The 25,377-nt window shown below is 59.1% G+C and carries 21 protein-coding genes and 3 pseudogenes; 12 read left to right on the forward strand and 12 right to left on the reverse strand.

All coding sequences use genetic code 11. From position 1 onward, the window contains the following. Nucleotides 1-22 precede the first annotated feature (22 nt). Nucleotides 23-1,054 (reverse strand): annotated as a pseudogene (locus LMH93_RS29985) (methyl-accepting chemotaxis protein); the annotation flags it as partial. A 406-nt stretch (nucleotides 1,055-1,460) separates the two neighbouring features. On the opposite strand from LMH93_RS29985, the gene LMH93_RS20180 reads away from it, so the two are divergent. Continuing rightward, nucleotides 1,461-2,204 carry a hypothetical protein gene (locus LMH93_RS20180; RefSeq protein ID WP_230064500.1) on the forward strand — a complete coding sequence of 248 codons (744 nt, stop codon included), beginning with the start codon at nucleotides 1,461-1,463 and terminating at the stop codon, nucleotides 2,202-2,204. A 145-nt stretch (nucleotides 2,205-2,349) separates the two neighbouring features. On the opposite strand, the gene LMH93_RS20185 is transcribed toward LMH93_RS20180, so the two are convergent. Continuing rightward, the gene (locus tag LMH93_RS20185; RefSeq protein WP_230064501.1) at nucleotides 2,350-3,111 is read right to left on the reverse strand and encodes an SDR family oxidoreductase; all 762 of its coding nucleotides are present in this window, start codon (nucleotides 3,109-3,111) and stop codon (nucleotides 2,350-2,352) included. 177 nt (nucleotides 3,112-3,288) lie between these two features. Between LMH93_RS20185 and LMH93_RS20190 the strand changes: the two genes are divergently transcribed. Both LMH93_RS20190 and LMH93_RS20195 read left to right on the forward strand, forming a co-directional pair. Continuing rightward, complete coding sequence (locus LMH93_RS20190; protein ID WP_230064502.1) at nucleotides 3,289-4,290, forward strand: NADP-dependent oxidoreductase; 1,002 nt, start codon at nucleotides 3,289-3,291, stop codon at nucleotides 4,288-4,290. Between the two features lie 408 nt (nucleotides 4,291-4,698). Beyond that, complete coding sequence (locus LMH93_RS20195; RefSeq protein ID WP_230064503.1) at nucleotides 4,699-5,850, forward strand: hypothetical protein; 1,152 nt, start codon at nucleotides 4,699-4,701, stop codon at nucleotides 5,848-5,850. Here LMH93_RS20195 and pyrF read toward each other — a convergent pair. Next, on the reverse strand, nucleotides 5,766-6,467 hold the full coding sequence (pyrF, locus tag LMH93_RS20200) for an orotidine-5'-phosphate decarboxylase (RefSeq protein WP_230064504.1): 702 nt from the start codon (nucleotides 6,465-6,467) through the stop codon (nucleotides 5,766-5,768). The two genes, LMH93_RS20195 and pyrF, sit on opposite strands and share 85 nt — an antisense overlap. Nucleotides 6,468-6,650: 183 nt before the next feature. Here pyrF and LMH93_RS20205 point away from each other — a divergent pair, with 183 nt between their 5' ends. Further along, on the forward strand, nucleotides 6,651-6,818 hold the full coding sequence (locus tag LMH93_RS20205) for a DUF2897 family protein (protein ID WP_230064505.1): 168 nt from the start codon (nucleotides 6,651-6,653) through the stop codon (nucleotides 6,816-6,818). Nucleotides 6,819-6,909: 91 nt separating this feature from the next. Here LMH93_RS20205 and LMH93_RS20210 read toward each other — a convergent pair whose 3' ends face one another. Then, nucleotides 6,910-7,245 carry a ComEA family DNA-binding protein gene (locus LMH93_RS20210; RefSeq protein WP_019752969.1) on the reverse strand — a complete coding sequence of 112 codons (336 nt, stop codon included), beginning with the start codon at nucleotides 7,243-7,245 and terminating at the stop codon, nucleotides 6,910-6,912. A gap of 428 nt (nucleotides 7,246-7,673) precedes the next feature. Here LMH93_RS20210 and wecB point away from each other — a divergent pair, with 428 nt between their 5' ends. The 3 genes from wecB (at nucleotide 7,674) to LMH93_RS20225 (ending at nucleotide 11,537) form a co-directional block, all read left to right on the forward strand. Next, nucleotides 7,674-8,816, forward strand: a complete 1,143-nt coding sequence (wecB, locus tag LMH93_RS20215; RefSeq protein ID WP_268256887.1) for a non-hydrolyzing UDP-N-acetylglucosamine 2-epimerase — start codon at nucleotides 7,674-7,676, stop codon at nucleotides 8,814-8,816. A 669-nt stretch (nucleotides 8,817-9,485) separates the two neighbouring features. Further along, nucleotides 9,486-9,761, forward strand: a complete 276-nt coding sequence (locus LMH93_RS20220) for a DUF3077 domain-containing protein (protein WP_230064506.1) — start codon at nucleotides 9,486-9,488, stop codon at nucleotides 9,759-9,761. A gap of 447 nt (nucleotides 9,762-10,208) precedes the next feature. After that, the gene (locus LMH93_RS20225; protein ID WP_230064507.1) at nucleotides 10,209-11,537 is read left to right on the forward strand and encodes an IS110-like element ISPpu9 family transposase; all 1,329 of its coding nucleotides are present in this window, start codon (nucleotides 10,209-10,211) and stop codon (nucleotides 11,535-11,537) included. 124 nt (nucleotides 11,538-11,661) lie between these two features. Here the strand turns inward: LMH93_RS20225 and LMH93_RS20230 are convergent. Further along, nucleotides 11,662-12,225: pseudogene (locus tag LMH93_RS20230) on the reverse strand (hypothetical protein); the annotation flags it as partial. Nucleotides 12,226-12,311: 86 nt separating this feature from the next. On the opposite strand from LMH93_RS20230, the gene tnpB reads away from it, so the two are divergent. The 3 genes from tnpB (at nucleotide 12,312) to LMH93_RS20245 (ending at nucleotide 14,551) form a co-directional block, all read left to right on the forward strand. Next, nucleotides 12,312-12,671: an IS66 family insertion sequence element accessory protein TnpB gene (gene tnpB / locus LMH93_RS20235; protein ID WP_230064509.1), complete on the forward strand. Its 360-nt coding sequence runs from the start codon at nucleotides 12,312-12,314 to the stop codon at nucleotides 12,669-12,671. Between the two features lie 18 nt (nucleotides 12,672-12,689). Continuing rightward, complete coding sequence (gene tnpC / locus LMH93_RS20240; RefSeq protein WP_230064510.1) at nucleotides 12,690-14,222, forward strand: IS66 family transposase; 1,533 nt, start codon at nucleotides 12,690-12,692, stop codon at nucleotides 14,220-14,222. 68 nt (nucleotides 14,223-14,290) lie between these two features. Further along, nucleotides 14,291-14,551, forward strand: a complete 261-nt coding sequence (locus tag LMH93_RS20245; RefSeq protein ID WP_010954796.1) for an IS66 family transposase — start codon at nucleotides 14,291-14,293, stop codon at nucleotides 14,549-14,551. A 42-nt stretch (nucleotides 14,552-14,593) separates the two neighbouring features. Here the strand turns inward: LMH93_RS20245 and LMH93_RS20250 are convergent. Continuing rightward, a pseudogene (locus tag LMH93_RS20250) lies at nucleotides 14,594-14,870 on the reverse strand (hypothetical protein); the annotation flags it as partial. 684 nt (nucleotides 14,871-15,554) lie between these two features. Here LMH93_RS20250 and LMH93_RS20255 point away from each other — a divergent pair. Continuing rightward, the gene (locus LMH93_RS20255; protein ID WP_223279208.1) at nucleotides 15,555-15,848 is read left to right on the forward strand and encodes a hypothetical protein; all 294 of its coding nucleotides are present in this window, start codon (nucleotides 15,555-15,557) and stop codon (nucleotides 15,846-15,848) included. 948 nt (nucleotides 15,849-16,796) lie between these two features. On the opposite strand, the gene LMH93_RS20260 is transcribed toward LMH93_RS20255, so the two are convergent. Together LMH93_RS20260 and pgi are read right to left on the reverse strand one after the other, a co-directional pair. Further along, entirely contained in the window at nucleotides 16,797-17,078 is a 282-nt protein-coding gene (locus LMH93_RS20260) for a hypothetical protein (RefSeq protein ID WP_230064511.1), read from the reverse strand. 211 nt (nucleotides 17,079-17,289) lie between these two features. Continuing rightward, nucleotides 17,290-18,954, reverse strand: coding sequence for a glucose-6-phosphate isomerase (gene pgi, locus LMH93_RS20265; protein ID WP_230064512.1), 1,665 nt, complete (start codon nucleotides 18,952-18,954; stop codon nucleotides 17,290-17,292). A 275-nt stretch (nucleotides 18,955-19,229) separates the two neighbouring features. Here pgi and kdsA point away from each other — a divergent pair, with 275 nt between their 5' ends. Continuing rightward, a complete protein-coding gene (kdsA, locus tag LMH93_RS20270) occupies nucleotides 19,230-20,072 on the forward strand; it encodes a 3-deoxy-8-phosphooctulonate synthase (RefSeq protein ID WP_230064513.1) in 843 nt (280 codons plus the stop codon). A 74-nt stretch (nucleotides 20,073-20,146) separates the two neighbouring features. Here kdsA and LMH93_RS20275 read toward each other — a convergent pair whose 3' ends face one another. The 4 genes from LMH93_RS20275 to LMH93_RS20290 form a co-directional block, all read right to left on the reverse strand. Continuing rightward, nucleotides 20,147-21,094 carry a KpsF/GutQ family sugar-phosphate isomerase gene (locus LMH93_RS20275; RefSeq protein WP_049587275.1) on the reverse strand — a complete coding sequence of 316 codons (948 nt, stop codon included), beginning with the start codon at nucleotides 21,092-21,094 and terminating at the stop codon, nucleotides 20,147-20,149. Between the two features lie 124 nt (nucleotides 21,095-21,218). After that, on the reverse strand, nucleotides 21,219-23,228 hold the full coding sequence (locus LMH93_RS20280) for a nucleoside-diphosphate sugar epimerase/dehydratase (RefSeq protein WP_230064514.1): 2,010 nt from the start codon (nucleotides 23,226-23,228) through the stop codon (nucleotides 21,219-21,221). Between the two features lie 105 nt (nucleotides 23,229-23,333). Beyond that, nucleotides 23,334-24,338 carry an MraY family glycosyltransferase gene (locus tag LMH93_RS20285; protein ID WP_230064515.1) on the reverse strand — a complete coding sequence of 335 codons (1,005 nt, stop codon included), beginning with the start codon at nucleotides 24,336-24,338 and terminating at the stop codon, nucleotides 23,334-23,336. Continuing rightward, nucleotides 24,335-25,306 carry a UDP-glucose 4-epimerase family protein gene (locus LMH93_RS20290; RefSeq protein ID WP_230064516.1) on the reverse strand — a complete coding sequence of 324 codons (972 nt, stop codon included), beginning with the start codon at nucleotides 25,304-25,306 and terminating at the stop codon, nucleotides 24,335-24,337. The genes LMH93_RS20285 and LMH93_RS20290 overlap by 4 nt, the downstream gene beginning before the upstream one ends. Nucleotides 25,307-25,377 lie beyond the last annotated feature (71 nt).

The raw sequence follows: 25,377 nt of genomic DNA on the forward strand, positions 1-25,377 counted from the left end.
GCCCCACCTCATCCCGGCGCGGCGCCTGGGCGTCGAAGCCCAGCTCACCTGCAGCAATGCGCTGGGCGCGGGCAATCACATGCTTCAACGGGCCGACCACAGCCCGGGTAATCAGCCAGGCCGCCAACACGCCTACAAGCAACGCCAGCGCCGTCGCCAGGCCGATGGCCAGGGCATTACGCTGCAGCTCGCCTTGCAGGGCCTGCTCTTGCCCAAGGTAGGCTTGGTCGACACGCCCGGTCACCCGCTCGGCGCTGGCTTGCAACTGCGCCTTGAGCCCCTGCTCGCGGGCCAACTGGTCGGTGTATTCGTTGAGTTTTTCCGAGAAGCTGCCAATGTGCCCAGCCACTTCACCCAGCACGCTCTGGTAGCCGGCATCGCCAACTGCGCCTTGCAACTGGCTGACCAGGCCGGCGGCCTCCACCGTCTGGGCAATACGCTCCTGGCTCACACCCTCCTCGCCCTTGCGGCTTTTATCCAGACGCACCCGTGCTTCGTCCATGGCCTGCAGCATCAGCCGCGACACCTGGGCCACCTGCGCGGCTTGCTCAAGAAACTCGCTACCCTGCTGGCCCTGGGACTGCTTGAGGGTGTACGCGCCGTCATCGGCCAGGCCAGCCTGCAGCACATCAAGGTTATTGGACACGTTGGACACCGACCAGCTGGCCATGTCCAGCGCCAGCTCCTTGGCCTGCACAGCCTCGACAAAGGCTTCGAATGCCTGGCCATAGGCGGCAAGATCGGTTTGCGCCGCCGCCAGCGCCGGCAGGCCTTGGGCGCGTTTGACCAAACCCTGTAAGCCGCCACGCAAGGCGTCTGCCTGCTGAATGTCGGAGCGCAGGGCAAATGCCTGCTCATGCTCGCGCAAGCGCAGCAGGTCGGTATTGAACTGGGCCAGCTGACGCAAACTGTCGAAGCGCTGGCCAACGCTTTGCAACGCCACAACGCCGATAGCCGCCACCGCCAGCGTCAGCAGCAGCACCAGGGCAAAGCCCAGGCCAAGTTTGCGGGCCATGCCCAGGTTGGCCAGCACACCGTGCTTGCTCGCGCCCATCGCCGATCCCCTTTCAGCCAGTGAGGTTATCCCGAAGGCTAAGGGTGGCAACGTTATCTGCCAATGAACAAGGGGGTGGCGCCAGAATAGTGTCAAATAGCTATGTATTGTCGTTTTTGGCTGCAAAGGGGTCGCTTTCAGTGCCCGCTGTGCGCGATATCACTAGGCCATTAATGATAGCCCGCCCATCAACCTGCATTGGCGCTCGCCCATATTAAATCGACGCAAGTAAGCCATTAATTTATTCCAATCCACACTTTATAAAATACTATTGACGCCATTAAATTTGCGCCAAATGTGGGGTATTTAATTTTTTTTAAATACACCTGCACGCATTAAAAACGTCGCTATCGTGATCGGTAACTGGCCCGTTCTCCGGACCTGCAGTGCACCCTGGAGTTTGTAAATGAAAACAGCCATATTTACTGCTGTGGCCACCCCGTTGCTGCTGTTTACTGTACCAACAGCGGGGTACGCCGAAACTTCCACCGCACCGTTGTTTACCCTCGGCGTACAAGGGAGCTACACCCAACTGGAGCTAAACGGCCGCAATAATGAAACCGAAGATATGCCCGAAGGTGGCTTATTCATCAACTACGGCAACAAGATGACGGCCAGGCAAGGCCTTGTCAACCAGGCCGAAGCCAGCGGCATGTACTCGAAACAGCATGACCAGAAGCTCAAGGACGGTCAGGCCGACCTGGACCTGGGCTGGCGGCTGGCGCTGGCCGAACGGCATTCAGTCGACCTGCTGTTGGGCGCCGGCTATAAATGGAACCGGCTGGAACCCAATACCAGCCGTCATGATGTCGACCTTACCAACCGCACGCCGTTCGCCAAGCTAACAGCGGGGTACAATTACCGCTTCAATAATGCCACCTTGCGTTTTGAAGCCGGTATACGCCGGGTTATCAATGGCGATTCGCAATTGAAAATACATGGCATCAGCAGCGAAGAGGTTGATTTGAAAGATACCACCAACCCCTTTGCCGAACTTAGCGTGCTATTCAACCAACAAGGGACTGTGCCGGTATACGCTTCGCTTTACTTCAGCCGCTACAACTATGAGTTGGATAGGCAGTTCCAGATGACCGACTCGGACGAACAAACCCGTGACGAGTATGGCCTGAAGATAGGTGTCAGCTTTTAGCCGGGTGGTCAGCTGACTGCGCGGCCCGCTCAGGAAAGGCCTGGGCACACGCAACCTGTCCATACGCGACATTGTGGGCTTTGGCCTGGCGATCACACTTGTCAGGGGTGGGCTTGCCCGCGAGCAGCCCGCACGGTATATCCACTCAGATCGCCGTTGCCCCACCATCCACCGCCAGGCAATGCCCGGTGGTAAACGCCGCGCCGTCACTGCAAAGGTACAGCACGGCACTGGCGATTTCCTCGACCTTGCCAATGCGGCCCACCGGGTGCATGGCTGCGGCGAACTCGGCCTTGCGTGGGTCGGCCTGGTAGGCGCGGCGGAACATGTCGGTATCGATCACGGCCGGGCACACGGCGTTCACGCGGATGCCCTTCTTGGCGTACTCGATGGCCGCCGACTTGGTCAGGCCGATTACCGCATGCTTGCTGGCGCTGTAGATGCTCATCTTCGGCGCCGCCCCAAGCCCCGCCACCGACGCGGTATTGACAATGGCCCCGCCACCTTGGGCCAGCAACAAGGGCAACTGATACTTCATGCACAACCACACGCCCTTTACGTTCACACCCATGATGGCATCGAACTCCGCTTCGCTGCCTTCGGCCAGGCGGTGTTGCTCGATCTCGATCCCGGCGTTGTTGAAGGCGTAGTCCAGCCGGCCGTACGCGGCAATCAGGCGCTCATGCAACTGGCGCACCTCGGCGTCGCGGGTAACGTCGCAGGCAATGAACAGCGCTTCGCCGCCCGCCGCGTGGATCAGCGCCACGGTGGCCTCGCCGCCAATCGGGTCGAGGTCGGCCACCACCACTTTCATGCCCTCGTGGGCGAACGCCAGGGCGGTTGCCCGGCCGATGCCAGCAGCCGCGCCGGTCACCAGGGCTACCTGGCCAGAAAAGGTCATGCTCATCACGTGCTCCTGTGAGGGTTTGGGTGGGGTTCAGAGCATAGTCAGCCACCACTCGGCCGGGCAGCATCATCACAGCAACGGTTGGGCTACCATGCTTGTCAGTGATTTTAAGGAACCGCCTTCATCAACAAGGTAGATTGAACACCTAATGCCCTCCACTGCCCACAAGGACCCGCCATGACCCAGACCAACCGCCGCTTCCTGCTTGCCAAACGCCCGGTCGGCGCCGTGCGCCGTGACGACTTCAGCTTCGAGACCGTACCCGCCGAACAACCCGGCGAAGGCCAGATACTGGTGCGCAACCTGTACCTGTCGCTGGACCCGGCCATGCGCGGCTGGATGAACGAAGGCAAGTCCTACATCCCGCCCGTGGCCCTGGGCCAGGTAATGCGTGCGCTGGGCGTCGGTGAGGTGGTTGCCTCCAATCACCCCGGCTACCAGCCCGGCGATTACGTAAGCGGCGCCCTCGGCGTGCAGGACTACTTCACCGGCGAGCCCCAGGGCCTGCACAAGATCGACCCCAAGCTGGCCCCCCTGCCCCGTTACCTGTCAGCGTTGGGCATGACCGGCATGACCGCCTACTTTGCCCTGCTGGACGTCGGCCAACCCAAAGCTGGCGACACCGTGGTCATCTCCGGCGCGGCCGGTGCGGTGGGCAGCATTGTCGGGCAGATTGCCAAGATCAAAGGCTGCCGCGTGGTCGGCATTGCCGGCGGTGCCGAGAAGTGCCAGTACCTGAAGGACGAACTGGGCTTTGACGGCGTGATCGACTACAAGGCCGAAGACGTGCTGGCCGGCCTGAAGCGCGAATGCCCCAAAGGTGTGGACGTGTACTTCGACAACGTGGGCGGCGACATCCTCGATGCCGTGCTGACGCGCATCAACTTCAAGGCACGCATCGTGATTTGCGGCGCGATCAGCCAGTACAACAACAAAGAAGCGGTGAAAGGCCCGGCCAACTACCTGTCGCTGCTGGTGAATCGCGCGCGCATGGAAGGCTTTGTGGTGATGGATTACAGCAAAGACTACGGCAAAGCCGCGCTGGAGATTGCCGGCTGGCTGGCCAGCGGGCAGGTGAAGAGCAAAGAGGATGTGGTGGAAGGGCTGGAAACCTTCCCGGAGACCTTGTTGAAGCTGTTCAGCGGGGAGAATTTTGGCAAGCTGGTGTTGAAGGTTTAACCCCCTGCATGGCACCGATGGCCCGGCACAGCCCGTCGTAGGAGCGGGTTCACCCGCGAAAGGGCCGGGCCTGCCAGCCAATTTCCACCAGCCGTTCACCGTTGCCGCCGCTACCGTATTCGCGGGTAAACCCGCTCCTACACGGATCGGGGGTGCAGCCACATCAATGGTTCGACACAGGCATCGGTGGCCCGAAAGGGCCAGGCCTAGCGGCCAATCTCCATCCGCCGTCCACCGTTGCCGCCACCACCGTATTCGCGGTGACACACATCGATGGCCCGGCACAGCCCGTCGTAGGAGCGGGTTCACCCGCGAAAGGGCCGGGCCTGCCGGCCAATTTCCACCGGCCGTTCACCGTTGCCGCCGCTACCGTATTCGCGGGTAAACCCGCTCCTACACGGATCGGGGGTGCAGCCGCATCAATGGTTCGACACAGGCATCGGTGGCCCGAAAGGGCCAGGCCTGCCGGCCAATTTCCACCCGCCGTCCACCGTTGCCGCCGCCACCGTATTCGCGGTGACACGCATCGGTGGCTGGGCACAGCCCGTCGTAGGAGCGGGTTCACCCGCGAAAGGGCCAGGCCTGCCGGCCAATTTCCACCGGCCGTTCACCGTTGCCGCCGCTACCGTATTCGCGGTGACACGCATCGGTGGCTGGGCACAGCCCGTCGTAGGAGCGGGTTCACCCGCGAAAGGGCCGGGCCTGCCGGCCAATTTCCACCCGCCGTCCACCGTTGCCGCCGCCACCGTATTCGCGGGGACACACATCGGTGGCTGGGCACAGCCCGTCGTAGGAGCGGGTTCACCCGCGAAAGGGCCAGGCCTGCCGGCCAATTTCCACCGGCCGTTCACCGTTGCCGCCACCACCGTATTCGCGGTGACACGCATCGGTGGCTGGGCACAGCCCGTCGCAGGAGCGGGTTCACCCGCGAAAGGGCCGGGCCTGCCGGCCAATTTCCACCCGCCGTCCACCGTTGCCGCCGCCATCGTATTCGCGGTGACACACATCGATGGCTGGGCACAGCCCGTCGTAGGAGCGGGTTCACCCGCGAAAGGGCCGGGCCTGCCGGCCAATTTCCACCCGCCGTCCACCGTTGCCGCCGCCATCGTATTCGCGGTGACACACATCGATGGCTGGGCACAGCCCGTCGCAGGAGCGGGTTCACCCGCGAAAGGGCCGGGCCTGCCGGCCAATTTCCACCCGCCGTTCACCGTTGCCGCCACCACCGTTTTCGCGGTGACACACATTGATGGCTGGGCACAGCCCGTCGTAGGAGCGGGTTCACCCGCGAAAGGGCCGGGCCTGCCGGCCAATTTCCACGGGCCGTTCACCGTTGCCGCCGCTACCGTATTCGCGGGTAAACCCGCTCCTACACGGATCGGGGGTGCAGCCACATCAGGGGTTCGACACAGGCATCGGTGGTGGGCCCACATCGGTGGTTCGGCGCAGGCCCTTGCTGGACAGCCGCAGGTTAATTACCCGCGGATCTCCGCCACCACCGCTGCCAACGCTTGCGTAGGGTCTGCCGCCTGGCTGATCGGCCGGCCGATCACCAGGTAATCCGAACCGGCATCCAGTGCCTGACGCGGGGTAAGGATACGGCGTTGATCATCCTGCGCGCTGCCCGCTGGGCGAATGCCTGGGGTCACCAATTGCAGCGACGGGTGCGCCGCCTTCAGTGCCGGGGCCTCGAGCGCCGAGCACACCAAACCGTCCATCCCCGCTTTTTCCGCCAGTGCCGCCAAACGCAGCACCTGCTCTTGGGGGTCGATATCCAGGCCAATGCCGGCCAGGTCTTCACGCTCCATGCTGGTCAGCACGGTCACACCAATCAGCAGCGGCTGCGGGCCGCTGCGCTTGGCCAGCTCTTCACGGCAGGCCGCCATCATGCGCAGGCCACCGGAGCAATGCACGTTGACCATCCACACGCCCATCTCGGCGGCAGCCTTTACCGCCATGGCGGTGGTGTTGGGAATGTCGTGGAACTTGAGGTCCAGGAACACTTCGAAGCCCTTGTCACACAGGGTTTCGACAATGCCCGAAGCGCTGCTGGTGAACAGCTCCTTGCCAACCTTCACCCGGCACAGCGCAGGGTCAAGCTGGTCAGCCAGCTTCAGGGCGGCCTCACGGGTAGGGAAATCCAGGGCGACGATCAGGGGCGTCTGGCAGGCGGACATGGGCAGGGTCTCTTGGCAAGTCGAAATCGGCGCGCATTGTAAACGAAGTGAAGCAGGCTTGGGGGCCCGCAGGTCACGGAATTGGCCCCGCACGGCCTGGCACCTATAATTGAACCAACGGAACGGGCAATTGCTCAAAATTCATGTAACCGTTGCCCATGACCCGACTTGAGGAGAACGACAATGCCCTGGTATGCCTGGCTGATACTCATCATAGCCCTCGGCTCGATTGTCGGCGGGTTGATGATGTTGCGCGACACGGCCAAGAAACTGCCGCTGACCGAAGAGCAACTGCGCAAGGTACATGAGCGCAATGCCGAAGCGGATGCCAAGGACGCAGAAGACCGTTAAAACACCCAGCCCTTCAGGCGCTGCGCCTGTGGAAGCCCCCATTCCCGGCACATAAAGGCCGGGCCAGGGCATCACCCCGGCCCCTGCCCGCTTACTCCACCATCACCTTGTCCCGGTTGCGCTCCAGCAACGCGTTGCCTATCCCCTTTATCTCCAGCAGCTCATCCACCGAAGCAAACGGCCCATTGGCCTCGCGGTAGGCCACGATAGCCTCCGCCTTGGCCTTGCCAATGCCATTCAGCTCCTTTTGCAGGGTGAGTGCATCCGCCGTATTCAAGTCCAGCCTCGGCGCCTGCTGTGCCTGAGCCTGGGCCACCACCGGCACCGGTTCGGCCACTGCCATGGTGCTGGCCGGGGCGGCGCTAAGGGAGAACGACAAACTGGCGAACAGCGGCAGCAGCAGGTACGACAGAACGTTATTGCGCATGGTCAACACTCCTTGGGTTGGTCATTTTCCAGCAACCGCTTTCCTTCGGCTGCGCAACCAACCCTAGCGGGTAACCCGGCCGCACAATACCCAACTACCCCGGCGAATGGTTACCGAATCGGTCAGCAGAACGCTCAACTTCGCCCACCCACCAACCGTGGCCGTTTACGCCCCGCTCGGCCCGGCCCTGAACGCACAAGGCCCTGGCCCTGTGCCTGTAGCCAAATCCCCGTTTGTCCGATACCCGCTGCCCACCATTGCCCGGCCATTCTCCTACAACGCCCGCCGAACAAGGCCCGCCCGGCAAACCGCCCTCCCCCAGTCGGTAAGCTTCCCCCCGGCAAACTGGCATGCCATTGCCCGCCTGCTAGATTTTTGAGCAATGGAAACCGGCCTGCTTCAAGGACCCGAGCAAGAGGATCACTGCCGTGCCCCTCAAGACCCTGACTGTTTTCGGTACCCGCCCAGAAGCCATCAAGATGGCCCCGCTAGCCCTGCAACTGGCGCAGGACAGCCGCTTCGAAGCCCGCGTGTGCGTCACCGGCCAGCACCGGCAAATGCTCGACCAGGTGCTGGAGCTGTTCGGCATCAGCCCGGATTACGACTTGAACATCATGAAAGCCGGCCAGGACCTGACCGGTGTGACCACTGCCATCTTGCAAGGCATCCAACCGGTGCTGGCTGCGTTCAAGCCCGACGTGGTGCTGGTGCACGGCGACACCGCCACCACCTTTGCCACCACTCTGGCGGCTTACTACCAGCAAATCCCCATTGCCCATGTAGAGGCCGGCCTGCGCACCAACAACCTGTATTCACCCTGGCCCGAAGAAGGCAACCGGCGCCTGACCGGGGCCCTTGCCGCGCTACACTTTGCGCCCACCCCCACCTCGCGCGACAACCTGTTGCGCGAAGGCACCGACCCGGCGCACATCTTCACCACCGGCAACACCGTGATCGACGCCTTGCTGGGGGTGGAGCAAAAGCTGCAAAACCCCGCGCTGAAGGCCCGTTTCGCCAGCCAGTTCAGCTACCTGGCAACCGAACGCCGGCTGTTGCTGGTCACCGGCCACCGGCGCGAGAACTTTGGTGGCGGCTTCGAGCGCATCTGCCAGGCCCTGGTGCAGACTGCGCGGCAATTCCCCGAGTTGGACGTGGTATACCCGGTACACCTCAACCCCAACGTGCGCGAGCCGGTCAACCGGCTGTTGGGGGATGTGAACAACATCCACCTTGTCGAACCGCTGGATTACCTGCCGTTCGTTCACCTCATGACCCGGGCCTATGTGATTCTGACCGACTCGGGTGGCATTCAGGAGGAAGCACCGGCCCTGGGCAAACCGGTGCTGGTGATGCGCGACACAACCGAGCGGCCAGAAGCCGTAGCGGCAGGTACGGTGAAGCTGGTGGGCACCGAAGTGGCATCGATTGTGCGGGCGTTGATTACCTTGCTGACCGATGAGGCGGCGTATCGCGAAATGAGCGTTGCCCATAACCCCTATGGCGATGGCCAGGCCTGCGCGCGCATACGCGAAGCCCTGGCCACCTGGAAAACCCCACACCGCTCAATGTAGGAGCGGGTTTACCCGCGAATACGGTAGCCGCAGCACCGCTGAACACCCAGTAAAAACTGGCCAGCAGCCCCACCCCGACCTGAGCCTCCCCCGCTCGGCGTAGGAGCGGGTTCACCCGCGAATACGATAGCCGCAGCCCCGCTGCCCCCCCCAGTAAAAACTGGCCAGCAGCCCCACCCCGACCTGAGCCTCCCCCGCTCGACGTAGGAGCGGGTTCACCCGCGAATACGGTAGCCGCAGCGCCGCTGAACACCCAGTAAAAACTGGCCCGCAGCCCCCCTTCCGCGTGTAAACCCACCCCAACAACGGTCAACAATCACGGCGAAGAGATTTGCCTTGGGATGCACATCCCGCACGTCAGACTTTCCTGAAACCCTGCCCCACCCCTTCAGCTCGGACAACCAAGCGAACTATCCTACACACCAGTCAGAAGCAGCTGAATTGTCGGGGAAATACCTCAGGGATAACGTCACCGGGTCGCCATGTTGGTGACCGGGTGTGAGAACCTGATGCGCACTGCTGCTCTACTGTTCAATGGCAGCCATTCGCGGGCAAGCTTCGGCTTGGCCGGTTTCAGTGCATCGGTTTCTCACCCCGCGCAATGGCTGCCACCTTTGTCCGTGAGAAAGATCGAGGTGGTGGGTTCTGTCAACGCACTGGAATATCACCATGAAAAACAACAACCAATCCCCCCTCCTCACCGCAGGCATCGAAACCTTCCTCGAAGCCGGCAACCCCACCCTGAACCTGCTCCGCGTCCAACCCGGCGTCCCCATCGATGACGCCTATGAACACGTCTCCGTCCTGCTGGGCTACTGCAAGCACTTGGTACGCGAAGGCGACATGGAAGACGACCACAAGATGCTGGGCGCAGCGGATTACCTGCTGGCCACCGCAAAAGCCCTGATGAACGACATCGAGATTGCGAAGAACAGGCATGCCTGAAGGGTATGACGCGAGACCAGGCGAGGCTATGCCTCGCTTGCAGTCAGATGGAATGGGCAATATCAGACCAGACGTGCCGAGGGGAGCCCCCTATATTGAGCAAGCCCACACTGTGGGAGATCACCCAGCCCTTCCGGGCTGCGCTGTCGCGCAGCAAACATGAGGTGTACGGCTTTAGATCCGCAGCGACGCTGACATTTTGAAAAAGAAAAGGCGGTTGGCCCGGTAGGGCCAGCCGCCTTTTGCTTTGTTAGGGTTCGTGTGCGCGGGACAGAGATCGTAGCCAGCACTGGTGTGTGTCCGCACACCCGCGTGGGAGAGTGATCCGCACGGTATCGGCGTGAAGTCCCTGTAGGCATCAGCTGATTCAGCTGTGACCACGTATGAGAGAGTGAACCCTTTCGCCACCGTGTGCCCCGCGCGCCCTTTATCCTGCGAGGATTCATCATGGCGCGCAAGCCTTCCAAGCAACGCTTTACCGTCGTCCATCCCGATTGCGCAGCGATCGATGTCGGTGGTCGAGAGCATTTCGTGGCGGTCGACCCCCGGCACGAAAATCCCGTCCAGTCGTTCACGTCCTTTACTGACGACCTGCTCAAGATGGCTAACTGGCTTGAAAGCCTGGGGATCAAGGTCGTTGCCATGGAATCCACGGGAGTTTATTGGATTCCAATTTACGAGATTCTCAGCGAGCGCGGTTTTGAGGTTTATCTCGTCAATGCCAGAGCAACTCGGCAAATCACGGGCCGTAAATCAGATGTGCTGGATTGCCAGTGGATTTGGCAGCTGATGACTCATGGACTGCTCAGAGGCGCATTCCGCCCCGATGATCTGACCTGCTGCGTCCGGTCATTGGTCAGGCAGCGTGCTTCCAAAGTGAAAGACCAGGCGCAGACGCTGAACCGGATGCAAAAGGCCATGAGCCAAATGAACATCCAGCTGGCCAATGTCATCAGTGATATTTCCGGCGTAACTGGCATGAAGATTTTGCGAGCCATCTGCGCAGGTGAACGGGACCCAGTGCAACTGGCTGAACTGACCGACCGCCGCATCAAGGCAGGCAAGGAGGCTGTCGCTCGGAGTCTTCATGGCAATTGGCGGCGCGAGCATTTGCATGCGCTAACTCAGGAATTGGCTGCCTATGACTTCCTGGAGCAGCAAATTGCTGATTGTGACGACGCCATAAAAGCCGCGTTAGAGCAGTTACCGGTGCTGCAAAACAAGCCAGAGCCATCCAATAAGCCTTTACGGAGCCCACACCGAAACGGTGCCCAACAGACTGAATTGCATCAGACATTATGGAAAGTTCTTGGCGTGGACCTAACCGCAATTCCAACCATTGGGGTGGACACTGCATTAGTGCTGGCAGGGGAGATCGGTACAGATCTATCACGCTTCCCGTCCTCACAGCACTTCTGCTCTTGGTTGGGACTGGCTCCCCCTACTCGAATTTCCGGCGGTCATCGACTGGCAGGTGGTGGGCCAAAAATAGTCAATCGAGCAGCTCAAGCACTCAAGCAGGCTGCATCCAATGCCCGTAACGACAAGGGTTTCATTGGTGCATCGCACCGAGCCAGACTGACTCGAATGGATACCAGCTGCGCCATCAAGGCCACTGCGCATCAGTTGGCACGTCTGGTGTACAACCTTTTAACCAAGAAGCAGGCTTATGTTGAAAAAGGTCTTGAGGAGTTCGAAACCAGAAGCCAGGACCGGCAGGTCCGGGCTTTGCTTCGCAAAGCCCGGAAACTGGGGTATCAGCTGGTGGCCGCTTGAGTGCTTAGAAAACAGTGGGTTGCATTTTGTTTGATGAGAGCGGGCGTGCCCGCGAACACCGGCGCAGCCGGTGCCACCCACAACAATCCCGCAAACAATCAAAGCCCCGTTCCAGCCCCGCCCCTCAAATCAACGTTCGCGGATAAACACTGATAAACGCCGAAATGGCAATCGCATCCCCATCATCCACCTTCACCCGCGGGCTCTGCGTCGAGCGTTTGATATCCGAAGCAAAATCAGCGGCCTTGAATGCCTGCTCACGCTCGTCACCGCCCACCCCGGCATAAACGACCACCTGGGTACCGGTATTGTGCTTCTGCAGAGCCAACTGCCTGATCTGAACCTGCACACCCGCCTTGGTCAGCGCAACGGCAATTTCCTTGGCAAAGCGCACAGCTTCCTTGTCATCTTTGTGGATATTCAGCAACACCACCGGCGCCAGCGTCTTAGCCTTCAACTCGCCCGCCAATGCCTTGAACGCATCATGTGCCTGCGGCGTCAGCGCTCTGGGCTTCAGGCTGGCCTCCAGCTTCAACCGCTCGGCCCTCTCGCGCTCCAGTTCGGCCCTGAGCGCATCGTTCTGCTCCATGAGCTGCTCGATCTCCAGCCTGGCCTGCACGTCCGACTCCTGGACGACAGTAACCACCTGCGCCCCACGGGAAACGGGCACTTCGGCTTGCTGGTTTTTTGTAAGCGCTCCATGAACCCCACATTCAAAGCGCTTACCTGATCCCCGATGCTGTGCTCCCGATTTCTTTCTGGAGCTCGCCGACCATGATGCGACCCGACGCCAAAGTCGAAAAAGTGTACCTCTACCCCAAGCCTGTCGACTTTCGAAAATCCATCGATGGCCTGGCCGCGCTGGTCGAACTCGATATCAAGGTGGCGGTGTTCGACCCAGTGCTTTTCGTCTTCCTCAACAAGCCGCGCAACCGCGTGAAGATCCTGTATTGGGAACGTAACGGCTTCTGCCTCTGGCTCAAACGCCTGGAGTCCGAACGGCTCAAAACTTCACCTGATCCGACTGACGTCGCCATTGTCCTGACCGTTCAGGAACTGAACTGGCTGCTCGATGGCTTCGACCTCTGGCGCAACCGTCCGCATCAGGTTTTGACGCCTCGATACGTCGCCTGATTCGGTATAATCCGCGGCATGATTTCCATGCCCGAAAACCTCCCTGACGATCCTGTTCTGCTCAAGCAACTGCTTGAGCAGATGATCCACGAGCGCGCGTCCGACAAGGGCAAGATCGTTCATCTCGAAGAGGAAGTTGCGCTGTTGCGCCAGCGCTTGTTCGGGCGCAAGACCGAGCAGACTGGCGATGCGGCGACACCACAGTTGCCACTCTTCGACGAAGCGGAAAGCCTGGCCGAGCCCTTGGATGAGGCTGACGACGAAGAAGTCGTTGCGCCAACCAAACGCCGTGGCAAGCGCAAGCCGCTGCCAGCTGATTTGCCGCGTATCGAAGTTGTCCACGAACTGCCCGAGCATGAACTGACCTGCGCTTGTGGCTGCCGTAAACATGCCATCGGTGAAGAAGTCAGCGAACAACTTGAAATCGTCCCGATGCAGATTCGCGTCATCAAACATGTTCGCAAGGTGTACGGCTGCCGGGACTGCGAGTCAGCGCCCGTAACGGCGGACAAGCCCGCCCAGATGATCGAGAAAAGCATGGCCAGCCCGAGTGTGCTGGCCATGCTGCTGACCACCAAATACGTAGACGGCTTGCCGCTTCACCGCTTCGAAAAAGTGCTGGGGCGTCACGGTATCGATATCCCGCGCCAAACCCTGGCACGCTGGGTGATTCAATGCAGCGAGCACTTTCAGCCGCTGCTGAATCTGATGCGCGAAAGCCTGTTGAACAGTCGGATCATCCACTGTGATGAAACACGTGTGCAGGTGTTGAAAGAGCCGGGGCGTGAGCCCAGCAGCCAATCCTGGATGTGGGTACAAACCGGCGGCCCACCTGATCGCCCGGTGATCCTTTTCGACTACGCCACCAGCCGAGCGCAGGAGGTGCCGGTGCGCCTGCTGGACGGCTATCGCGGCTATGTCATGACCGACGACTACGCCGGTTACAACGCGCTGGCTGCACAGGACGGCGTGGAGCGGTTGGGCTGCTGGGCGCACGCACGTCGTAAGTTCGTCGAAGCGCAGAAAGTGCAGCCCAAGGGTAAAACTGGGCGGGCAGACATCGCACTGAATTTGATCAACAAGCTCTATGGCATCGAGCGCGACCTTAAGGAAGGCAGCGATGAAGATCGCAAGCTGGCCCGCCAAGCGCGCAGTCAACCAGTGCTGGCCCAGTTGAAAAGCTGGACAAAGAAAACGCAGCCCCAGGTCACGAGCCAGAATGCGTTGGGTAAAGCCATCGGCTATCTGGCCAGCAACTGGAGCAAGTTAGAACGCTACGTCGAGCAAGGAGACTTGCCGATCGACAACAACGCTGCCGAGCGCGCGATCCGCCCGTTTGTCATCGGCAGAAAGAACTGGTTGTTCAGTGACACGGCCAGAGGGGCGACGGCCAGTGCGCAACTTTACAGCCTGGTCGAGACGGCCAAAGCCAACGGCCAAGAGCCCTATGCGTGGCTGCGCCACGCACTAGAGCGCCTGCCGCAGGCGTCCTCCGTGGAAGACTACGAAGCGCTGCTGCCGTGGAATTGCAAGCCTAAAATACATAGTTAAGTGCTACCCCCATCGTGGGTCAGATGGGGCCTACGAAGCGCTGAAGGACAAGAGCGGGGGTGACGACCATGGAATACGACGAAAAACTGATTGAAGACGCAGTGCTTGCCTTGTTGGCAGCCTATAGCTCCGACAAAGGTAACGCGTGGAAAGGATTTGACTTCGAGATCATGAATCGACTGCATGAACAGGGTTTCATCAGTGATCCAGTTAATAGAAACAAATCCATCTGGTTGACGGCGGAGGGGCTGGAGCGAGGCCGACAGCTAGCTGACCAGTTGTTCGGGTTGAAGAGTCAAGCGGGGCAGGTGCCCGACTCGAATACCTGATTTTCCCGTCCTTCATGTAACGGGTTGGGTTTATGGATCGCTTACGGTTTTTTACATCCGAGGTCATATGGGCAATGATCATCGCACTGGCGGCGATCAGCGCAGCGATTACCGCAGTGGCAGAGGCTATGGCATGGATAAGGCTGGCTGCGTCTGCTGAAGTATCAGGCATAAACAACTTCTTGAAGTTAGGGATGTTCATCGTTTCACGGTCAGGCAGGCGTGCCGGGCAGATGCCACGGAACGGGTACAAGTCGAGCCAGAAGGCTAGCGAGACCTGGCAGAGTGCGATAATTTTGCGGGTTTTGCTGGAAAACACAAATACTCCGCCACCAATGTTGCATGCCACACTGCGCCCGCTACGCTCCCTCCAGTGAATAAACCCAGCGGCCGCGCAAGGACAATGTCGGTTGTTGCCCACTCGCATTCGCGCTGCAGCCCTTCGGTAGTGGACCTGCCTGGCAGCCCTATCAGCCATCACGCAGTTTAATCAGTGGATCTCCCTTAATAGCCTCAGAAGACTTAAGGCTGGTATGGGGTGAAAACTATTGCGTGGAATTACAGACTTGATCTGAGAAAGCGATACATCCTCTTACGCGCCAAAAGATAACCGTACAATGCCGCTCAGGCTGAACAAATAAAATTTTGTACTCAGCTGCGCTCCTTTTGATCTCATCGGTTACCTACGTGAGTGGCCTCACTTAAATATTCACGCCCTGCGTAACCTCATAACAAGGAATCATGAACTAGACAAATAGCCCCTCAGCCTTCCCTATACTGCTTCAGCATGCCCTCAACCAGCCGCAGCCCCCTGCGCGTAGCGGCACAACGCCAGTTATCCCGTAAGGCTGGCAACCTGACGCGATCTGCTGTATCTATGATGCCCTTTCGACCCGGGGAGAAGGCTGTGGAGTGGTACGAGTCGCTTTTTTTGCAAATGTGTAGTCATGTTCTAACCCAGTCCAAGATGGCAAATCGCCGCGGACTCACTGGGGCTTTGACTATGGACACCCCATCGACTCGCGATCTGGTGGAGAGTTACGAGCGTAATGTGGCAGTAGCGTTCAGCGCAGCAGAAATGAAAGACCATCTTTCACAAGGTGCAAACTGCGTGGTCCTGATCATTGTGAAAGAGCACCAATTTCAGAATTTCTTGACCGATATCAACCGTCAGCAAGAGGTCGTCTTGAGTGCCACATTGCGTACGGATGCCCGATCCACCGAGTTTGCCAATTACCATGTCGACATCGCGATTATCCGACCCACCTCGTCAGGCCCCATGGACATCGCTCACTAAAACATGACGTTCGTTATAGCCCCTAACGCCGGGCAAGCGCCGCTTACATTCATCCTCCGAAAGTGTAGGCGGCAGAAATTGCAGCGCTCACCTGGCGGCGCCCTGAGCATCCTATGGAAACTCCAGCTATGATGCCCCCGGGCCCTGATCGATGTGCAAAGCGACGGCTCATTCAGCGTGAGTAGCCCCCTCGCCTGCATCATGGACCTGAACGCTCGTGGCAATAACCAAGCCATGGCTTTTACAAGCTGGCTCCACCTGCCTCAACGAGGTAGCGCAGCAAAACTCATGCGGCTAATCATTTTGCCCATCATCCCCTTCTTGACGGCGCCTTCAGTCGGCACCGCATATGACGGAGGATTGCTCATCAGCCTTTAAAGTACTCCAGGCTGCAGCAGCAAAGCCCAAAGCGTTGACGCAGCCAGCAAGATATAGAAAAGTCTGTGGTAAGGGAGCGCTCCCCCGGCCCAGAACATCCCCGAGAGCATCACCAACCAGCCCAACGGTAGAAGGTAACTGTGGGCCTGTCCTGTGTCGCGGAATCGACTAATACATCGGTCGACCTCTGACTTTCTTGATAGAAAGGGTGAGGTTCACTGGCTGTCTATAGGGTGATGCCGTAACACAGGATTGTGAATATCACGCTTTACGCAAAAGGTCTTTGTTTACTGGCCATTTGACACTCAGTTACGAAATTTCTACCAAGACCGCACCGCGTGTCAGCGCCAGCTTTGCGATCTGGATGCCAACCTTCACCCGGCACAGCACAGGATCTAACTGCTCAGCCAGCCTCAGAGGGGTCTCGGCAGGCGGACACGAGCAGGGGCCCTTAGCTAGTCGAAATAGGCAAGCCGTGTAACCGAATTTGCGCATGCTTTGGAGCCAGCGGGTCACGAAAATGACCGAGCGCTGTGGTATCGCCGAGCGCCTAGGAATATGATGTGATCATCACTTACAGATGACTATCATACTTCGGCTAGTGAAGCCGGCAGGATTAATACCGAACAAATAATCCCCAGCCTCCTCCTCGGTATCACCGGACCGCGCTACAACGCGGTATCCTCGTGTACTACAGGAGGCCTCAGCTCTCTGGTAACAGCGGTCCCATGACGAAGATAGGCCTGAGCAGTTGATGTGAACGCCTGTCTTACCTCTCACCGTCTTCATTTCCGAGGACGCAGCGCATCCGGTAAGGGCAATTACAGCGATTAGCAGAAGTGCATTGTACATTCAGATCCTCTAGTCTCAACTGGGACTGAGCCCCATCCAAGAGCATTAGCACTTGGATGGATGACAAAATCTGCGAACTACCTACCCTGTTGACTGTACCACCTCTGCGTCGAAATGCGGCCTGCTATTCACCGCCATGATGCGCTAGTGTTTCCGGCGACCACCAGCTCCGCTCGGACGCCCCCTCCCGCCGGGCCAGTATCAAGCAGTGTCAGCCACGGTGTTTACCACGAAAGTAATTGATCAGGCCTTGGGTGGAACCGTCTTCGGCGCTGTCTTCCAGGCTACCGACCAAGCGCTGGTAAACGCCCTTGCCCAGTTCCTTGCCCAGCTCGACGCCCCACTGGTCGAAGGCGTTGATACCCCAGACAACGCTCTGTACGAACACCTTGTGCTCGTACATGGCCACCAGCGCACCCAGCCGGCGCGGGCTGATGCGCTCGACCACCAATGTGTTGCTCGGGCGGTTACCCGGGATCACCTTGTGCGGAGCCAGCTTTTCGATGTCTGCTTCGTTGAGGCCTTTAGCGCGCAATTCGGCTTCGGCTTCCTCGCGGGTTTTGCCCAGCATCAGCGCCTGGCTCTGCGACAGGCAGTTGGCGTACAGCCACTGGTGGTGGTCGGCCACCGGGTTGAAGCTCACCACCGGCACGATGAAATCGGCCGGAATCAACTGGGTGCCCTGGTGCAGCAACTGGTGGTAGGCATGCTGGCCATTGCAGCCCACGCCGCCCCAGATCACCGGCCCGGTGTCGGTTTTCACCGGGGTACCGTCTTGCAGCACGCTCTTGCCGTTGGATTCCATGTCCAGCTGCTGCAGGTGCTTGGTGATGTTGCGCAGGTAGTGGTCGTACGGCAGGATCGCGTGGCTGTTCGCGTCCCAGAAGTTGCCATACCACACGCCCAGCAGGGCCAGTAGCACCGGCATGTTCTTGTCGAACGGTGCGGTCTGGAAGTGCTGGTCCATGGTGTAGGCGCCGGACAGCAGTTCCTTGAAGTTAGCGGTGCCGATGGCCAGGGCGATCGGCAGGCCGATGGCCGACCACAGCGAGTAGCGCCCCCCCACCCAGTCCCACATCGGGAAGATGTTTTCTTCGCGGATACCGAACGCTACAGCAGCGGCCTTGTTGCTGGATACGGCAATGAAGTGGCGGTACAGCTCGGCTTCCGAGCCGCCTTGGGCCAGGTACCAGGTCCGCGCGGCCATGGCGTTTTTCAGCGTCTCGAGGGTGTTGAACGACTTCGACGAGACGATGAACAGGGTGGTTTCGGCGCGCAGGTTGGCCGACAGCTCGTGGAACTCGCTGCCGTCGATATTGGCCAGGTAGTGGCAGCGCACGCCGCGCTGGGCGTAGGGTAGCAGCGCTTCGGAAACCAGCTCGGGGCCGAGGAACGAGCCGCCAATGCCAATGTTGACCACGTCGGTGATCGGTTTTTCGCTGTAGCCGCGCCACAGGCCATCGTGAATGCGGCCGACCAGTTCGGTAATCTGGTTGAGCACCTTGTGCACTTCCGGCATGACGTTCACGCCGTTGACGCTGAGTTTGTCACCTACGGGCCGGCGCAAGGCGGTGTGCAGCACCGGGCGGCCTTCGGAGGCGTTGATGATCTCACCGCCGAACATCGCCTTGATGGCGTCCTGCAGGCCTACTTCATTGGCCAGGCTGACCAGCAGGTCGCGGCTTTGCTCGGTGATCAGGTTTTTTGAATAGTCGAGGAACAGGCCGCAAGCGCTGAGGGAAAACTGGTCGAAGCGCTTGGCATCGGCGGCGAAGGCTTCGGACATGCTGAAGCCTTGCATGGCTTCGCGGTGTTGCTGAAGCGCCTTCCAGGCTGGCAGAGCAGTGACATCGTGAGGTGTACGGTAGAACGCCATTGCAAAAAGATCCTTGATACGGGTAAAGCCAGAACCTATCAATCGTTGTCAGGTTCCACGTCGGCGACATTATAGGCAATGCCCATGCGCAAGAAAGGGAAAAGCCGCATTCATGCGCGCAAAATACCGCTCAAAAACGCCTGGCAGCCTCGCCATGCTCGAAAGGCAGCAGAAAAATTGTAGAATCGGCACAACCACAGTTAGCAAGGGCGCGCTGACTATTATCCCTTTGCCATGTCCTGCGGGTTGCCCCCTAAGGACCTATCGAGTAAAAAATGATCAAGATCAACTCCACAATCGAATGCTCCAACTCGGCTCCTTTTGTGCTATTCGGCGGCATCAACGTGCTCGAGTCTGAAAACCTGGCCCTTACCGCCTGTGCAGAATATGTGCGCGTCACGCAGAAGCTGGGCATCCCGTATGTGTTCAAAGCCAGCTTTGATAAAGCCAACCGCTCATCGATCCATTCCTACCGTGGCCCCGGCATGGAAGAAGGGCTGCGGATCTTTGAAAAGGTGAAGGCAGAATTTGGCGTGCCGATAATCACCGACGTTCACGAAATCTACCAAACGGCCCCGGTGGCGGAAGTCGTCGATGTGCTGCAGCTGCCGGCATTCCTCGCCCGTCAAACAGACCTGGTTGTTGCCTTGGCCAAAACCGGCAAGCCGGTGAACATCAAAAAGCCCCAATTCCTCAGCCCTTCGCAGATGCAGAACATCGTGCATAAGTTCAAGGAAGCGGGTAATGACCAGTTGATCCTTTGCGACAGGGGCACTTGCATGGGCTACGACAACCTGATCGTGGACATGCTTGGCTTCGGCGTCATGAAGCGTACTTGCCAAGATCTGCCGATCATCTTTGACGTCACTCATGCCCTGCAGAATCGCGACCCATCGGGTGCGGCTTCTGGCGGTCGGCGCGAGCAGGTGGTAGAGCTGGCACGTGCCGGCATGGGAGTCGGATTGGCTGGCCTGTTCCTGGAAGCCCACCCAAACCCTGATCAGGCCAAGTGTGATGGCCCGAGCGCACTGCCATTGGACAAGTTGGAACCCTTCCTGGCACAAATCAAAGCGCTGGATGATCTGGTAAAATCATTCCCGCAATTGACTATTGCCTAATCTGCGACGGTGAGTAAAGCCGCTTCTGGACAAGAAGCGGCTGCCTACCCAGGCAACGATAATTACCGGCTGTTTCACGCTACGGGATTGCCGTCAAAAATCTCGACGACGCCAACAATAGCCCCGCAATCGTCGACCACCGCCAAGGCACGGATTTTGTTCTCCAGCATGTAAGCTTCAGCGACCGACACGCGGCAATCCGCTGGAATGGTGTGGGGGTTCAGCGTCATGAACTCAGTTACAGAGGCATGAATAACTTGGTTATTTTTTAACAAGGCACGACGCAGGTCGCCATCCGTAACAATACCGACAAGTTCATTACCATCCATCACCATGGCTAAGCCAAGCCGGCTTTGCGTCATCATCAGCAGGCAGTCTTGAAAACTGCTCGCTGGCGAAACAATCGGTGCCGGCGAATGCATTACGTCAGCTACGCGAGTCAACAATTTTCGACCAAGGCTTCCGCCGGGATGGTAACGGGCAAAGTCCATCGGCTTGAACTGATTCGCGGTAATCAAAGCCACTGCCAGCGCATCCCCCATGGCCATGGTGGCTAATGTGGACGTGGTAGGCGCTAGGTTATTTGGACAAACTTCGCGATCCACCGAAATATCAAGCCAAATGTCTGCATGTTTGGCTAGCGTGGAGTTGCCGCTCCCGGTCATCGCAATAAATTTATTGCCGAATGACTTGAGGCTGGGAATCAGCTTGATCAGCTCTTCGGTTTCTCCGCTGTAACTTATCAGCACCAGCACATCAACGGGCTTGAGCATCCCCAGGTCGCCGTGAAAAGCTTCTGCCGGGTGCAGGAAGAAGCTAGGCGTACCGGTAGAGGCAAAAGTAGCGACCATTTTTTTGCCAATCAGGCCGGATTTGCCCATACCACAAACTACTGTCCGCCCTTCACAGGCAAGAATCAAATCGACCGCGCTTTGGAACTGACCATCAAGACGATCCGCTAGTTTGGCGACCGCCTGGGCCTGGGCAACGAGGGCTTCTTTGGCGATATCAAGATGGTTCATCTTCACTCTTTAACTCATTAACTCATTAACTCATTAACTCATTAACTCATTAACTCATTAACTCATTAACTCATTAACTCATTAACTCATTAACAGAAAAGGTATGCTTCAACGGGACGCGGCATCAACTGTCCTGCCGCTGCTGTTGGTAGATCCAGTCGACAATTTCTCCTTCCGGCACATACCCGTTCACTAGTTCACGCAACAGTTGCCGGATACGGCCAAAGTCATCCACCGCCACTGCATTGAGTAACACGGCAATACGTTCACGCAAGACGTCCCAAGTGACGTAGTCTTCATTCGCTACCATGATCATCGGGTGGACGGTAGGCGAAACGTCATCGCCAATCAACAACTCTTCAAAAAGCTTCTCACCTGGGCGCAACCCCGTGAACTCGATGGCGATATCACCATTGGGGTTACCCGAGCTACGTACGCTAAGGCCCGAGAGATGAATCATTTTCTCAGCCAGCTCAACAATTTTTACCGGCTCCCCCATGTCGAGAACAAATACGTCCCCGCCCTGCCCCATCGCCCCTGCCTGAACCACCAGTTGAGCGGCTTCGGGGATAGTCATGAAATAGCGGGTAATCTTCGGGTGGGTAACCGTAATTGGGCCACCGGCCTTGATCTGCTTGTGGAACAACGGGATCACCGAGCCAGAGGAGCCCAGCACATTGCCAAAGCGCACCATGGTGAAGCGGGTTTTGTTCACCCGGGCGATCTTGCTGCTGTCACCGTACATGACGGGTGCCGCCTCGCGGCTTAGTGCTTGCAGAATCAACTCGGAAAGACGCTTGGTACCGCCCATCACGTTCGTGGGGCGCACCGCCTTGTCAGTCGAGATAAGCACGAAGTTGGCAACGCCTGATTGCAAAGCAGCCTGTGCGGTACAAAGCGTGCCGAACACATTGTTGAGTATGCCCTCCGCCATGTTGTGCTCAACCATGGGCACATGTTTGTAAGCCGCCGCGTGGTAGACGGTGGCTACCCGCCAAGTGGACATAACGTGGGCAAGATGCTGCTGATTGCGTACCGACCCCAGAATGGGCAGCAGTCGCACCGGCAGCGACTCGCGCGCAACGCGTTGCTCCAGCTCACTGAGGATGGCGTAGAGGTTGTACTCGCTGTGGTCGAACAGCAGCAATGTCGTTGGCCCAAGCCCTATGATCTGGCGGCAAAGCTCGGAGCCGATGGAGCCACCGGCCCCGGTGACCAGTACCGTTTGCTTGTGGATGCAGCGTTCGAGCAGCCCTTCCTTAGCGGGTACCGGGTCACGCCCAAGCAAATCGGCAATGTCCACGTCTTGGATGTCATCCACTTTGACCCGGCCACTTGCCAGGTCGGCAAAGGCCGGCACGCTGCGCACGTGCAACGGGTAAGGTTCGAGCAAGGCGAGAATCTCCTTGCGCCGGGCGCGCGATACCGAAGGCAGGGCGAGGAGGATTTCCTGTGCACCGGTTTCCTTGATCATCTGCTGCAGATGCTTGGGCTTGTACACCTGCAAACCGGAAATGACCCGGTTGGCAAGGTCACTGTCATCATCAATGAACGCCACCGGGCGCATCGCCCGCCCCATGCGCAACGCTGCCAGCAGCTGGTTGCCGGCGGTGCCTGCACCATAGATGGCTACCTTGACCAGGCCATCATCGCGGTTGGCGAACGGTATCTGATGGGCGCCGGTAAACCAGTCACCCAGGAAATACTGGCGCATGATCAGGCGCAGGCCCCCGATGATGACCATGCTCAACCACCAGTAGTTGAAAATGATCGACCGCGGCACGACAACTTGATGGTTGCTGTACCAGTACACCACCACCGCCAGAATCAGTGACGACAGTGTCACAGCCTTGATGATGGTCACCAGCGCATCATTGCCGAAATAGCGCATGACCGCCCGGTACATGCCAAAGCGGATAAACAACGGAATGGCAACCACCGGGGCGGCGAGGAACAGCCAGCCATGCTCGACAATAGGGTTGTACATTTCATCGATGCCCAGGCGCACGATAAAAGACAGCCACAACGCAAACCAGATGAGCACGATGTCGGTGCACACTTGTACCAGGCGCTTTTCCCGCCGGGACAAGTTGACAAGGTACTCACGCACTTTTTGATTTTTAGCGTCGCTCATCCAGCTATCCTCTGCGCATCGGGGCTTCGATTGACTGACCAGAGCGCTTCTGAGCAGAACCGAAGGTTCAGCAGCGCGATACGACGCCTTCCTTGTTCGACCATCCTATTCCTTTTCCCCTGCCTGGTAGATCAGCGCCAGCACTACAAGAGGCGCGTACGCCACCATCGTTCCCAGCGCACCATCGAGTTTCAACAGCACCACCGCGCTGGCCACAGGCAACAGCCAGCCAAGGTTGATGGCCGCCACTGCCAGGCTGACCGGGCGGTGGCCGGCGTAGCGACGCGAGGCATACTGGTAGGCATGGCTGCGGTGCGCCTGGTAAACCTTGTCGCCCCGCAGCAGGCGGCGTGCGAGGGTGAACGTGGCGTCCACCACGAACACCCCCAAAAGTATTAACCACCCCCAGAATAATAGCGGGTTTATCCAGCCTGCCATTAATGCCAGCAGGCCCAGGACAATACCCAGGAAACCACTGCCGGCATCGCCCATGAAGATGCGTGCAGGAGGAAAGTTCCAAACCAGGAAGCCGGCCACGGTGGCCGCCAGCAACATAGGCAACACGGCCTCTTGGGCATGACCGGTCAGCCAGTACAGCAGGCTGCCCCCAAGGCATATGCAAATAGCCTCGATGCTGGCGATACCATCGATGCCGTCCATGAAATTGTACAGATTGAGCAACCACACCAAGTACAGCAGCCCGATGATGATACTGAGCCAGGCTGCAGACAACGGCACGCCAAAAATCGTAATCGGTGGCAAGCCGCCGATCCAGAAAAGCCCCCAGCCAGCCGCAATGAAATGCCCCAGCAAGCGCCAGCGCGCGGCGATGTGGCCATGGTCGTCCATGAAGCCGACCAGCGCTACCAGCCCCCCCGCACCCAGCAGACTGACGAGCACCGATGGCGTAACGTAACCCCACCCACCCAGAACTGACAGCGCTACGAGAAAGGTGATCACGAACGACAAGCCGCCACCACGAGGTGTCGCCAGGGTATGCGAGCTACGTTCATTGGGGATGTCCAACAAACTGCGGGACAATGCATAGCGCCGCAACATCGCTGTCATCAGCCACGCCAAAACGCCTGCAACCATTATCAACCCAATCATCGGCGATGGGCCCGGAGGAAAGATTGAGCGGTCATGTTGAGCCCTTGTTCCAAGGTATGAGGAGGTCGCCAGCCGAGCAACCGCCGGTTTTTTTCAATGTCCACTTGCAGCGAGCCGAGCAGACGCTGGGCGAGATCGCGCCGACCAAGCAGCAGCGCAGCGCCACGCAGCACACCCGATGGCACCGGTAGCAGCCGCGCCGGCCGACCCAGCGCGCGGCCCAGCGCACCCAAAAGCCGGGCCAGCGAAACGTCGTCACCATCACTGGCCAGAAACGTCTGGTTGGCAGCCGCCGGATGGTCGAGGCAGGTCACCACAAGGTCGACAAGATTGGCCAGCGACACCAGGCTACGGCGGTTATCCACTGCGCCGAATGGCAAGGGCACCCCGAGCTGCACCCAGCGCATCATGCTCTGGAAGTTAGCTTTGACCCCAGGGCCATAGACCAGTACGGGGCGTATTATCACAACCTCCATGGCCGTGCTCGCAGCCAATTGGCGCAACCCTTGCTCTGCTTCGTACTTGGACAAGCCGTAAGCGTCCTTAGGTGCAGGCACATCATCGGCGCGTAGCGGCACGCCGGGCTGGCTTGCTTCGCCGTTGACCTTGATAGAGCTGATGAAGATAAACCGACGCACACCTGCTGCAGCGGCCTGCCGCGCCAGATTGAGGGTGCCATCGACGTTTACCCGGCGGAACTCGGCCAAGCTATCAGCGGCGTCTTCCTTCATGACGTGCACGCGGGCTGCGGCATGCACCACCAAATCGACACCGGCCAGCGCTGGCCCCCAAGGGGTGGTCGCATCCAGGTCCGCAACCGTAACGGCCTGAACACCGGCTACAGGCGCATGGCACGTACCGCGCAAAGCCGCCCGGGTGGCAAAGTTGGCCATGGTAGCCAATCGGCTGCACAGTGCGCTGCCGACAAACCCATTGGCGCCTGTGACAAGTATTGTGCGTCTTTCCATGAAGTTCGATCTCGGTTCAAACAGGTGTTACCTGTATCGGGGCCGCTCAGGCTCCCTTTCGCGGCGCAAAG

The sequence above is a fragment of the Pseudomonas sp. CIP-10 genome (assembly GCF_020911845.1).
GTDB lineage: Bacteria > Pseudomonadota > Gammaproteobacteria > Pseudomonadales > Pseudomonadaceae > Aquipseudomonas > Aquipseudomonas alloputida.